At 43.8% G+C, this 12,947-nt stretch carries 10 protein-coding genes and 1 tRNA gene; 1 reads left to right on the plus strand and 10 read right to left on the minus strand.

Annotated elements, in window-relative coordinates:
• Positions 1 to 18 precede the first annotated feature (18 nt).
• From V7K62_RS14245 to V7K62_RS14265, 5 genes are all read right to left on the minus strand, one after another.
• The gene (locus V7K62_RS14245) at positions 19 to 2,061 is read right to left on the minus strand and encodes a ShlB/FhaC/HecB family hemolysin secretion/activation protein (RefSeq protein ID WP_334864953.1); all 2,043 of its coding nucleotides are present in this window, start codon (positions 2,059 to 2,061) and stop codon (positions 19 to 21) included.
• Positions 2,051 to 6,076, minus strand: coding sequence for a two-partner secretion domain-containing protein (locus V7K62_RS14250; RefSeq protein ID WP_334864955.1), 4,026 nt, complete (start codon positions 6,074 to 6,076; stop codon positions 2,051 to 2,053). The genes V7K62_RS14245 and V7K62_RS14250 overlap by 11 nt, the downstream gene beginning before the upstream one ends.
• A 696-nt stretch (positions 6,077 to 6,772) precedes the next feature.
• Positions 6,773 to 7,096 carry a GNAT family N-acetyltransferase gene (locus tag V7K62_RS14255; RefSeq protein WP_334864957.1) on the minus strand — a complete coding sequence of 108 codons (324 nt, stop codon included), beginning with the start codon at positions 7,094 to 7,096 and terminating at the stop codon, positions 6,773 to 6,775.
• A gap of 35 nt (positions 7,097 to 7,131) precedes the next feature.
• Positions 7,132 to 8,313 (minus strand): phosphotransferase, encoded by a 1,182-nt coding sequence (locus V7K62_RS14260; RefSeq protein WP_334864959.1) that lies wholly within the window; start codon positions 8,311 to 8,313, stop codon positions 7,132 to 7,134.
• Between the two features lie 170 nt (positions 8,314 to 8,483).
• Complete coding sequence (locus V7K62_RS14265) at positions 8,484 to 9,866, minus strand: DUF2252 domain-containing protein (RefSeq protein ID WP_334864961.1); 1,383 nt, start codon at positions 9,864 to 9,866, stop codon at positions 8,484 to 8,486.
• Positions 9,867 to 10,036: 170 nt separating this feature from the next.
• Between V7K62_RS14265 and V7K62_RS14270 the strand changes: the two genes are divergently transcribed.
• Entirely contained in the window at positions 10,037 to 10,717 is a 681-nt protein-coding gene (locus tag V7K62_RS14270; protein ID WP_334864963.1) for a RibD family protein, read from the plus strand.
• Positions 10,718 to 10,850: 133 nt separating this feature from the next.
• Here the strand turns inward: V7K62_RS14270 and V7K62_RS14275 are convergent, their stop codons facing one another.
• The 5 genes from V7K62_RS14275 to V7K62_RS14295 all read right to left on the minus strand — a co-directional run bounded on the left by V7K62_RS14275 (position 10,851) and on the right by V7K62_RS14295 (position 12,851).
• Entirely contained in the window at positions 10,851 to 11,201 is a 351-nt protein-coding gene (locus tag V7K62_RS14275) for a histidine triad nucleotide-binding protein (RefSeq protein WP_334864964.1), read from the minus strand.
• 182 nt (positions 11,202 to 11,383) lie between these two features.
• Positions 11,384 to 11,457 (minus strand) — tRNA-Pro (locus V7K62_RS14280).
• Between the two features lie 50 nt (positions 11,458 to 11,507).
• Positions 11,508 to 11,873 carry a DUF1818 family protein gene (locus tag V7K62_RS14285; protein WP_334864966.1) on the minus strand — a complete coding sequence of 122 codons (366 nt, stop codon included), beginning with the start codon at positions 11,871 to 11,873 and terminating at the stop codon, positions 11,508 to 11,510.
• Between the two features lie 42 nt (positions 11,874 to 11,915).
• Positions 11,916 to 12,539, minus strand: coding sequence for a hypothetical protein (locus V7K62_RS14290; RefSeq protein ID WP_334864968.1), 624 nt, complete (start codon positions 12,537 to 12,539; stop codon positions 11,916 to 11,918).
• A 75-nt stretch (positions 12,540 to 12,614) separates the two neighbouring features.
• Positions 12,615 to 12,851, minus strand: coding sequence for a DNA-directed RNA polymerase subunit omega (locus V7K62_RS14295; RefSeq protein WP_094351515.1), 237 nt, complete (start codon positions 12,849 to 12,851; stop codon positions 12,615 to 12,617).
• Positions 12,852 to 12,947 lie beyond the last annotated feature (96 nt).

A 12,947-nucleotide genomic window follows, 5' to 3' on the forward strand; every position in this document is an offset into this window, starting at 1 on the left:
GGTTTGAGAATCTACGTTTTAAAAAGGGTTCCATAGCAGAGAAAAATACAAACCATTTTCTTGTAAAGTTCGTCCATTTGAATCAGCAGATACGATGGGAATTCCCCAGTCAAAGCGGGCATCTAGGCGATCGCTTAACTGAAATCGCAAGCCTAAACCCGCAGAGGCGAGGAAGCCAGGATCAAGGTTGGGGCCTTCAGAACTGTTCCAAGCTGTACCAATATCCACAAAGGGGATGAACTGTAAAAGTCCCTCCTCTTTACGAAGCCGAAAAATTGGCAAGCGTAGTTCGACGGAGCCAAAAGCGCCGTTATCAGCCAGCAAGGCATCCTGACGATACCCTCTGATACTTGCTTGCCCACCCAATCCAATTTGCTCTAAGGATACAAGCCTTCTATCTGCTAGTTGCACGTCACTCCGCAGTACTAGGAGGGTATCTTTGGCTAGTAGACGCACCAATTGAGCTTGTCCTCGCCAAACAAAAAAGCGACCATCCGGGTCAGTTTGATTAATGGTGGCATCTAGTGCATCAAGTCCTAAACTAAATTGAGAACGCAGTGCCAGAACAGAGCGATCGCCTCTTTGTGTCCATTCCTGAAAGAAACGCAGTGCTGTAATGTTAGTGCGTCCTTGATTGTCAGCCCCTGGTGAAAGTGGAAAGCCTCCAGTATTTTCAAAACCTAAGAAAGTCTGGCTTTGCCGATGAAAGGCGGTTAGTCCTAGAGCAAGTTCTTCTCTGGGAGTTTGAATTACTGGATGACGCAAGGTTAATTGATAATCATGGGAATTGGATGAAATATCTAGCTCGTCAAAGGGTTTCTCAATGACATTATTAGAGGAGTAGCCATAGTTGAAACTCAAGGTAGTGTTCTGGGGATTGAGAGGGATCGTGTAGCCAACATTCACCTGATTGCTGCCATCAGTGTTGGCATAGAATAAGCTCACACTATCTCCTCTGCCTGACAAGTTGTCTTCACTGAGTCGAATACTACGTTGCAAACTGCCGACGCTTGGTGAGCGGTTATTATCCAAACTGAATTGGGTATGAAAGCTTCTGGCCTCCTTCACCTTAACTAAGAGCAAATTGTTGCCAAACTGCGAGCCACTAGACAACTCGGCAGATAAACTTTCGATCAGGGGATTTAGTTGTAATAGTTGCAATGCTTCGAGCAAGCGATCGCGATTCAGGGGCTTTTTATTGGCGCGTTGTAAGCGACTGCGAATATAGTTCTGATTTAATCGACGAGTGCCAATAATTTTAATGTCTTCTAGGCTACCCTCAGCAATTTGAATCTGGATCACACCTCCACCGGGTGGCAGCGTTTGTTCTGGAATCAGCGCCCCGGAGGTGATATAGCCTTTATCAATATAAAGTTGGGTAATTGCCGATCGCGCCTCTAGCAGTTGAGCAAAAGAGAGTTCTACAGGTGGATCTTTCTCAGTTCGGGGAAGCTTTTCACATTGAGGTTCTTGACAAAATCTGCGATCGCCTCCAGCCAGCAGAGCTTTTTCGATAGCTTGCAGCAATTCCTCGTCCTTGAAAACCGTACCCCCTGTAAATGTAAACTTTGTCACCAAAAATTTCTCAGGAACCACTTGCGGGAATTTTTCTGGTGGTTGGGGAGGTTGTTTACGTAACAAGTCTTCTGAAGGAGACGAAGGAACTTGTGGTTGTTGAGGAGTTGGCAGAGGTGGAGGAACTACATCTTGGGGAGGAGGTAGAGGTTGCGGTAAGTTTGGCGGTGTAGGTACTTGAGCCACTTCTACGGCATGGGCGCTGATAGAAATAGGTAAGCTGAGTGCTAATGTTGCGATCGTCAAGGGGAGTCGAGGTAATGTTCTCAAACTTCTGCTCATGCACCTCCAACCTTGTTTAGAAAGCAAGGCTATTTCATTTGATCGGGCGATCGCCCGAAAATCAATTTTCTGGCTGATAGCTAAGGTTCGTTTAAATGGACTAGAAGTATTACTAAACAAGGTTTTTAGTCTTATTGAAATGACTTGAGCTTTTTGCCGGGCATTTACAACCCTTGGTAGTTGAACACGGGGATTATTTTTCATTGCAACCTGTGAACCTCTGCCAAGAACTATAAGAGGCAAGTTTGGATGGGTTAGCAGTGAGAATAATTTCTCCTTTGGGGCCGATGTTTACGCCTTGGGCTTCTACAGTGGGTACTGGGGAGGAGCTTGTGAGACTACTTTGCTCACCTGCATTACCTACAAGAGCGCCACTGCTAAGTGCAGAACCAGGGTTTGGTGGTAATCCTCCGCGTCCTGTGACAACAAATTGACTAGTTGCTCTCTGTCCACCTACTGGGCAACTCTGGGCAATCAATTTTGACGAATCACCCAAATCTTCTGGTAACTGAATTAACCCGCGACTGGGGTCTACATCGGGTAGACCAATTGACACAATACCCGCCAAACCACTTTCAGAAGTAGCAGTGATATCATTCAAATCCGTTTGCTGTTTTCGGAACTCTATGCCATAGATGCCTAAAGGTGTGCCTTTGATTGCGACTAAACCACCAGTACCTTGTTTAGCATTAGCAGAAATATCATTATCGTCGTTGTTATTTGGTGGAAGCGCTAGGAGTAATCGAGTGTTGATAGCGATGTTGCCACCTTTAGCAAAGTCGTTGGCATTAGCCTCTATTAGGCTTCCATTTCGCAACAGCAGAAAATCAATAGAAGAACCAGGCAAACTCTCTCCGCTTAACTCACCTTTATCTATCTGTGACACTAAGTTTATCACTGCCTCATTTGCCTCATCACCATTAGTTTCTTTTCCTAATAGGAAAATATTTGCCCCTACCGCCTGACTTCCTTCAAGTCCAGTTGTAGCACGGAGTGTCCCATTATCTAAGCGGATTTTTTCTGCAAAAATTACCACATTACCTGCTTGTCCTTTTTCACTGCTTACAGTCACTGAACTGCCGTTTTCAATCCTCAGTTCATCTGTAGCGATACCTATGTTTCCAGCAATTGTTTCTACCTGAGTTGCTTGAGCTGATAAGCCTACCGGAGGTACTTCACTGCCAGTCTCAGCACCAAGCTTAGTAAGATCAGGGTACTTATTGCCGCTTAACACTACAGAAGCTGCCCTTACAATCACATCTCCAGCCGGACGTAATTTACTCAATGTACTTGCAGTTATCACTGAGTCTGTAACATTAACAGAACTGCCTATGAGGCTGATAGTAGGCGTAAACTCAATTTCTTGGCCTCCCGCACCCTCTAGTACTCTGCTGCTAATTATGCTGTCTTTAATAGCAACAGCGCCTGTAGCCTTCAAAGATATAGACCCTGGAGGCGCTTGCGCTGGTAAAATAGTTGCCGCAGTCAACAGAGAACTTTCAATTTTAATTTCGCCATTAGAAAATATTTCAATGCCATCATCTGGATTAGGCAGCAAATTACTATTCACATTTCTAACAGTACTTACACTGCTATTTTGAATAGTTATGTTGTTAGCAGTTTTTGTATTTCCTATAAAGATACGTCCAACTACACCTTCGCTCTGAATATTACTTTGATTAATCTCAATACTCTTACCATTGATGCTGATATCTCCTGCAAAACCTGAACCAGTATTAGTTGTGCTCAATCCAGCATTGTTGAGAGAAACTTTTCCTTGTGAGGAATTGATATTAATTATGCGAAAGTCACTAGAATCACTATTACTAGTGGCAGTTATGGATCTATTAATAACATTGACATCTCGAAATGCATCAATATTGACATTACCGGCTGTTCCTAAATTAGCAAAGGTTTCTATTTCACCAATAGAAATACCTCCAGCCAGAGCATTCAGGGTAATATTCCCAGCAAAAACATTCTCAGTAGAAGAGATGAGTTTGCCTGCGGTGGTGTTAATCAAACCATTTCGACTGGTAATGCTGATATCTCTTGAATTACCATTTTTTGAAAAGCTTCTGATTCCAGCAGTGGAAATATCTTTATCAGCATCCAGGATAACATTGCCTCCAAATCCAGTTACTGTAGAAGCGTCTAAAGTTCCCTCGGTAGTAATAGAACCATTTCGACTGGTAATGCTGATATTTCTTGAATCACCATTTGTTGAAAAGCTTCTGATTTCAGCAGTGGAAATATCTTTATCAGCAATCAGGGTAACATCGCCTCCAAATCCAGTTTCCGTAGAAGCGTTTAGAATCCCGGTGGTAGTATTAATCAAACCGTTTTCGCTGAATAGGCTAATATTTCCAGCATTGCCATTTTGCCCCGCGGGGACAAAGGTATTAATTTCACCAGTGGTATTGATGTCACCCAGAGCATCAACAATAACATTCCCCTGTGTAGTATTATTGATAACAATCACATTAATGTTGCCAATTGTAATGATGCCGTTTGGTAGAGCTGTTGCATTCCGGTTATAACGATTCGTAAGAAATACTAAGGAATTTGAAGAATTGTTGTTAACACTAGCAATTGAGATATTGGCAGTAGTTACTGTAGGGGGAACATCAAATTGTGGTCGTGGATTGACAGTGTCTATAACTTGATTTCCTGGAAAACCCCCAAACTGTGTCCAATCAATTCCAGACCTCACATCAAGGGTCTGTTGAGCATTGCCATTAATAGTTAGAGAAGTTCCATCTAATAAGGTGACAGTAGCCAAGTTTGGGGTTGAAGTTGGGTTAATCGTGTTGGCTGTCTTATCTGGCGCGTTGATAGTAACGTTACCAAGATTGACACTACCACCCGCCAAAATGTGTAGCGAAGCGCCTGTATAATCACCTAAAGTCACATTTCCGTTGGCTAGCACTACGGGATCGTAAGGACTAAACAAATTTCCTGGGCTACCATCCAACTGTTCAATCCGAAAATTGCCCCCCGCCCAATAGTGAGCATCGCCTCCCACTGTATTAGCCGATCGCAACACTAAATCCCCTCCCGAAAAGAGTCCACTCGAAGGGTGATTTAAAGCAAAAATATCAACTCCTTGCTTACCCTGAACTAATAACTGCCCTCCAGCTTGAGCCACAAAGGGATTCGCGACACTATCACGCACCCGTACTGTATCCCCTGCTAGCAGGTTCAAATCTCCAGTTGTACCGATCTGACTCTCTACCAAAGTTAGATTGTGATGCGCTGTGAGGGTTGCTGTCTGGGCTGTAACGTTCTTGGCTACTACATCACCATTCACTACAGGTAAGCCTGATCCCGCCAACTCCACCTGTCCGTTGCTGTTCAGCGTCAGCCCTGGATACGATCGCTGCTCACTATTTACCAACAACTCAGTCAGAGAAGACGAACCTTCACCTATTCCTATTGAAGAAGTACCAATATTTAGTAATTGTGCCGATGAATTTAGATTCACCACACTACTACCTGGCACTGCTGCAACACTAACCTGCCCTCCTGGTGCTGACAACTGCCCTGTACTCACTACCGTACCTCCTAATAGAGTCAGGTTTTGCCCTGTACCTACTGATAGGTTTGCAGAATTAGCGATCGCACTTGGTTGTTGTTGGTTAAATTGCACTCCCAAAGGTACTGCCACAGTTAGTAATGGCGGGGCTGTAGGATTGGTGGCACTAAACTCTTTCCCACCACCAAAATTCAAACTGTTTGCCGTACTACCTACAAACGAACCTTTAATATCTAACGAGGCATTGGGGCCAAAAATAATTCCGTTGGGGTTGAGCAAAAATAGATTGGCATTACCCAGTACTCCGAGTTTCCCATAAATATTTGAGGCATTGTTCCCCGTCACCCGACTGAAAATGCTTTCAATCCCAGCTGGATTGTTAAAATAAGCTCCTCGCCCTTCTCTGACATTGAATTCCAGAAAACTATGGAAGAGGTTAGTACTACGAATCGCCCCGCCATCAATGCGATCGCTCAACACACCTTTAATATCAACATTCGGTGTGACAACAGTTTTTTCAGCACCTAGAGTGTTATCAGGAACAATTTGCGCGATCGCACTATTCCCAGACAAAATCGCTCCGCTAGTTGCAGCCACCATAATCCCTATCTGCGAGAACTTGAAGATGTTGCTGCGATCGCTCAAATCACCCCTAACCATGTTTTCGGGTTGAATATTTGCCACACTCCAAAATCTGTACAATGTCTGCAAGCAACACAATTTAACCGTGATTTTCATGGTTTAACTGCCATTATGTAGATCAAATTTTTCACTGCAACTATCAGGGGAAAGAACGTTAGTGCTGTACACATGTCTTTTCCCCAACCATCAACTTCAGCTTTCAATTTATTTGAAAGCTGAAGTTGATGAATTTTTATATAGTACTTAGGCAGGTTGATAATATAGTGCCTAATGTAACTAGAAAGTTAATTTATGCTAAACTAATCAGGTTAATTTTTTATCCAACCTCACGGATATTACCATAGACCCCTGACGGAATCAAGCAGCAAATATTAGCACGCTGCTGATCCGAAGATTGTGACTATGGCTGATATGGGATTTTCTCATCCTAGTTAAATTTGGCTAAAAATTCTATAAATATTAAATATTTCATGGCAATGAATCTAATTCAAACTCGAAGTAGCAATAATCCACTTTTTAAAGCTTCATTCCACAGAGATAATTTTTGAATTTCTAGCAAAGAAAGAGGCTGATTTGCAGATAGGGGTAGCTCTTGTTGCAGAGATAGTTGCCACCATCCGACATCATTAAATCACTAAATTTATACCCAACTCCGCGAAATACACCTACAGGCGAAAAACCGACAGCCTCATGCATGGCGATACTTGCTGGGTTGGGTAAAGCGATGCCTACGGCGGGCTACGCCAACGCAGCAAAAACGTTATAAAATCCTTGAAGTTGCAGCAACCCAAAAAGGGAAGTGTACAAAGCTTTAGCAACTCCTTTTCTGCGATGTTCAAGATTTACGTACACGGATGATTCTACAGACCATTGGTAAGCAGCACGAGTCCGGTAGGGAGTAGCATAGGCATAACCTAAAAGCTCATCGTTAATTTCACACACTAGCCAAGGCATCTGCTGTTGATAGTTCTTGATGCGTCCTTCAAATTCCGTTTTGCTGGGAGGCTCTATCTCAAAAGAAATTGAAGTTTCCCGCACAACTGGTGCATAAATTGCCAGCATTTTTAACTATTACACCGTAATAGTTAAAGATTACTTCACAAAAAACGAAGCAATAATCTAGCTTCGTCTGCCAGTTCTAATGCATGGGTAATGGCGATCGCTCTCGATGTGATAATCTCGTCAAAAGTTCGCCCAAAGCGCTGCTCAAGCCAACTGTGACGAGATTCGTTGTGTACTAGTTTTAACAACCTACCTGCTATTAGACCAAAATGAAGTGCCGCGAAAGCAGCATAGGTAAAGCGCACCACACGCTCATCCCCATTCCACCCAGCCGAACGCAACCCCGCCAAGTATCCCTCAAGCACAAGTTTTTCCAGCGTTATCAGTGATGAACCATCGACGAACAGCAAGAAAACGCTGTCTAGCACAAGATTTACGATATCCTCTCCCAGCACACCATAACCAACAAAAGACCAATCGATGAGAACGGTTTGGTCATCGCCATGCACATTATGCCGAGCAAACAAATTGTTGGGCGTAATATCAAAGTGACAGAGTGTACGGGGTGCTTTCTCCACAGCGTCGAAGAGGATGTGGCGATCGCTCCATAAGTTCATCACCTGATCGGCTATAGTTGGGGAAAATATCTCTTTTAGAAGTGGATGCTGCCATATCGTCGGTTCTCGCCAAGCTTCTAGAGCAGTATTATCGATATTGGACACCCATGCTCGATGCCAGCCACGACTCAGCCAAGGCTCAGAAGGCAATGATTGCGCCATTACATAGCTTCCTTGCAAATAGCCAAGGTGACGGGCCGCCACACCAAAGCGCTCCAAGGGCCAAGCGGTGCCAGGAATGCCCTGAATCTCTTCCAACCACAGCCAGACGACATTGGCAGACGGCTCTGTAACAGCAAAGCAACGGGGGGCTACTAAGTCGCCAGTCAAATTATCGAGGATTCCCGATGTATATATCAACGCCTCGCGCTGCCAGTAATTCCAGTGTGTAGGGTCTTGAGAAGAATTGAAAATAGAGCCAGCATCCTCTGGTTGGAGGTGCAAAATTTTCAAAATTACTGACCAAGATAGTTGCTCGCTGCAATCGTCAGCAATACCAGTGATGCGTTGCAAACCAGCTGTGACATTATTAATAACATGGTGAGCGATCGCTTGAGCTTGCCATTCGCCCAGAGTGGCAGTTGTGCTGTCGAGTATGCGACGTACAACAGTTGTTAGTGTTACCTCATCAATTAGCAGATGTGCCGAAGGTGAATTCATTGGATCAATTACTTGATGTTGGTGTAGATGGAAACAATCTCTGAATACTGAATCAATAGACCTCTTGCAAAAGTCCCTAACACTCCACCCGGCTTGCTCTTAGGGGAGACAAAGCGTAGCTTTGGCGGGGTGGGGTTATTATTTTAGATTTATGCAAGAGGTCTAATGTTCTAGTAGAGTTTTACCCCTTGGTTATAAGCATCTACAAAACTCCTGTAATCATATTCGACTTGAGTTGCATAGTCCACTGCAAAGTCAACAATTTCGTCTTTGAATACAGCTGTGTTACCGCTCACAATATCAGTCACTTCTTTGTCAACGCTGACAGAAACAATTGCAGCATCGTAGTCTTGATCGGAGATTGCATGGTTCTTGGCAACAACCTTCCCCGCATATCCCATCGCATCCATGAATTTTGACTTGGTGGTTAACAACTTATAGTCAAAGTCCACTTGGTAGGGTGATTTTTCATGTACCATAAAGGGGATGCTACTGACCATAGTGTAGCCAACTAAGGGATCAGTATTGGATAGCATCGCTTTCGTGGCGATTGTCACCCTCGCCCCTTCTTGGTTTCCGTAGATTGAACTTGGCAGCAGACCTGGAACTGCGATCGCAACTGCGCTACTGCCTTCCTGCTTCATCTCCAAAATGCGATCGTTGTCGGTTGCTGAACTTGGGCCCTCAATCAGCAAGTAATATCGGTACTTACCAAGACTACCAATACCTGAACCTAATTTAAGCCGAATGTCCTTGAGGGTGTAGTAACTCTTGTTGTAGCGCTTACTGCTAGGAATTGAGGCGATGTAGCTGCTCATAGCCCCAGCAATCTCAGAATAGGTGCTGTTGGATACAGGCTGGAGTTTTGAGGCTGTCTGGAAAACGCGATTGTTACTGTTCTTTAGCAGTGTGTACTTTTTTAAAAGCTTAGAACGGCTCTTATCTGATGCCTTTTGAATCAGGTCTTTGACTACACCGTCCGTATTGCTGGATTCCAAACGGTATGACAATTCATCATTGCTTCCCTTAAAGTCGTTCATCTTGTTGAGGTAAGCATCCAAGAAATTTCGGACAATATCTTGACCATCAGTTGAGTTAAGACCATTGTTTTTAGCTGACAACAGAATGGAGACTACCATCCGTCGCAAGTCCCAAACGTAAGGGCCAAGATAGCTTTCATCAAAGTCGGTGGTGTCAAAAACGTTGTTGTCGTTGCTATCTCTCATCCCTCCAAGATTTTGCAGATGCATATCTCCTTCTAACCAGATGGCTGAGGTTGAAGAATTTACAAACCCTGAACTTGCTAAAGTCTGCATATCACGATAAAAAATGTGAGCCGTCCCCCGATAAAAGGTGAAAGGGCTAGCTATATCTGCCATCTTTTGCATCTTCGTTGCCAGTTCTTGAGGCAACGAAGATGCAAAGGGATGATTGTATTGGTAAATTTCATTCACCACCCAAGTTGAACGGGGAGTTGCAGCTTCAACTGGAGATGCAAACCCCAAAATTAAAATTAAGACAAATACGACGATTGCAGATATGTGTTTGGGCATGATAGTTTCTTAGGCGTAAAAAATAAACTCTTGTGTAGAGAGAATCATCCAACAACAATTTTTACCACCTTCAGCCATAGTTTAGAAAGTGATTTAAAGCACAACGCAACAACTGTTCATAGCAAAGGATTCAAAAAGGTAAAATTATAAAGAACCGTCAGAACGTAATCATGTCAGCTATCCAAACAACTGTGGTTCTTGCCATGACGGCCGATGGAAAAATTAGCGCCGTAGATCCTAAAGCACCTCGTGAATCGGATGCAGCCGATCAAGCACACTTGGAGTATCAAGCCTCCCTTGCTGATTTACTTCTTGTAGGAGCAGGGACAATTCGGGCTGAGGGGGGAACCTTTACAATTCGCAATCCCGAACTGTTGGCAGCACGTGAGGTTCGAGGTCAGTCTCCCCAGCCGATTACTTGCGTTGTCTCAGGTTCCCTTGACCTATCGCTGGACTTGCCTTTTTTGAATCAGGACATTGAGCGATGGATATTTACGACACGGACGGGTTTGAAGCGCAGTTCTGATACAACAACCTTGCAAAAACTGGCTGAATTAATTGATTTGGGAGATACAGACCTGGACTGGGATCGAGCCTACACCTTGATGGCAGAGCGGGGTATTCACAAAGTCGTTGCTTTGGGAGGCGGCTCTTTAACAGCTGCTCTAGTGCAGGCAGGGCGAATTGACGATTGGTGGTTGACCATTTGGCCGGTCATTTATGGAGGAAAGCACGCCCCTAGCCCAGTGGAGGGAGAGGGTTTTGTTCCCAATGCTGCTCCTCATCTCCAACTCATTGAAACTCGTCAGGTTGGAAGTCAGTTGTTTTTACACTACCGCATAGTCAACTGAAAACGCGCTGCCAGAATTAAAAAGTGCCCTCCCAATCTGGGAGAGCGCTTTTTGATTTAGTTAAACTTCACAATTAACCGTTGATAGCAGGAGCGGTTAGAGCCACAGGAGCAACATCACGAACTAAAATTGATCAACCAGGGGGCCAGTCTAACTGCCGTCCTCCCAAAATATGCAAATGTAAGTGATGAACTGTTTGACCGCCGTCATCACCAGCATTGATCACAACTCGATAACCATTTTTTAGTCCAGCTTCTTCTGCAACACGTTTAGCAGTTAACAAAAGATGCCCCAATAGAGCATGATCCTCTGATTCAGCGTCAGCTAGTGTAGCAATGGTTTTTTTGGGAATGATCAGGATATGAACGGGCGCTTGGGGATGGATGTCTTTGAATGCCAGGGCTAAATTATCCTCATAAACAATATCAGCGGGAATTTCCCGACTAATGATTTTGCTGAAAATCGTTTCTGTACTTTCACTCATGCCAATCTACCTACTAATCTGCTAGAAATTTTATATTAAGTCCGCCTAATTACTTCTCATTGACAAAATTTGATTGTGCGGGTACACCCCTATTTACTGTTCGGTTAGGTTTTTTCAGGTATAAAGCTATGAAAAAACCTGCCAATCTTTTAAAAAGACTAGCAGGTATGGCTTATCATCAATCGGAGCGGCGGGATTCGAACCCACGACCTCCACTACCCCAAAGTGGCGCGCTACCAAGCTGCGCTACGCCCCGGTCAGAATTACTATTATATAGCAAAATTTTAGAAAAATCAAGAGGGAAATTTAAAAAACCTTAAGCATCCCAGTCGCTTGCAGTAGATATGGAACAGCAGAAGCATTCCATTTACCTTCTACACATCGCCCTGTATTCAAGATGAAGCGCAGACTGTAATCATCAGCATAGCCTTCCACTTCCATCCATAATAAATCGCTTTCGGCTTCACAAGTAATTTTTTCCTCTTCCATCAATTCAGTTGCGAGTTGCTTCATGGTATCTGCTAGCTGTGCTAATAGACGACAAAAATCATTTAACTCGGCTTCGGTTAACTCAATTGCCCAATCATCTGTACCGACTAAACCTCTAAATTCATCTGCATCGGGGTTCCAGCCAATACGCCAACCCGATCCGGTTTTGACAAGGCGTTCCATAGTTTAGTTTTTTAAACGCAGAGGGACGCAAAGGAAATTTTGTCATTTTAGTAGTTCGGCACCTCCTCGTTGCGGTGGCTGTGGGGTAGTTGATCTAGTTGGATTGGGTGGAGTATTGGGGTTAGGGGATCGGGTATTTTGGGAAGTAGGATTAAATATATTGACTAAGACTTGCACTAGGGCATCTCGCTGGCTGCGGGTGAGACTCTTGATGGCTTTGCGATCGCCTTCTATGGGATTTTCCCGTAGTGAATCATTTCCTGGATAGGTAGTATCATACATAATTTCATTCGCACCCAGGTAATCAGCTAAAGTCAGCTTCCAATCCAAGCGATAAATTGGGGCACGCCCTTTGGTATAAATGTGATATCTAATTAGGCGATTTGCTAAGGTGTTGTTTTCGGCAACTTTCCCATTTTCTTTGCTGATATACTTATTTTCCGGTGGGAAATCTGGCAATTGCTGATATACTTGCTGCCAAACATCGCCAGGAGTGATTCTCTGAGCATAAGCAGGTTGGATACTAAATAAATTTGTATATATTGATTTATTCGCCCCGGAACGCAAAACAATTACACTCACTACTATTAAGGTAAGCAGTATTGGTGAGTAGTGAGTTGTGAGTTGTGAGAAAATTGATTTAAACAGAAATTTTTTCTTTTTCATAGAACAATATTTTGGGTGTTGCTGAGTGAAAATATGAATTTGCCTTATTCAGAATTCAGCACTCAGCACTCAATTTTATAGTTCGCCGATAATTTCTGGCTGAGTCAATTCATCAGACATTTCGATAATTGCCCTTAGCACTGGCTTCATCATTGCATCTTCGTTACTTTCAAAGTCTTCGTAACGCCGACGTTTAGCACGATTTGCTACCTGAACCGTAATGCGGTAACGATTTGAGGCTGCACTAATCAGATCCTCAGCACGGTGCATAATCTGAGACTGAGTTGTCTCGAACTTAGAACGCTTTAGCATAATCACTGGTTCTTGGGGTCATTCTCCAGTGTAACAGCACTAAATCAGTCTGCTGCGGTCTGTTTAATCGCCGGCAACCTCTCTATTGATAGAGGC

Origin of the sequence: Nostoc sp. (genome assembly GCF_036917935.1) — a bacterium.
GTDB lineage: Bacteria > Cyanobacteriota > Cyanobacteriia > Cyanobacteriales > Nostocaceae > Nostoc.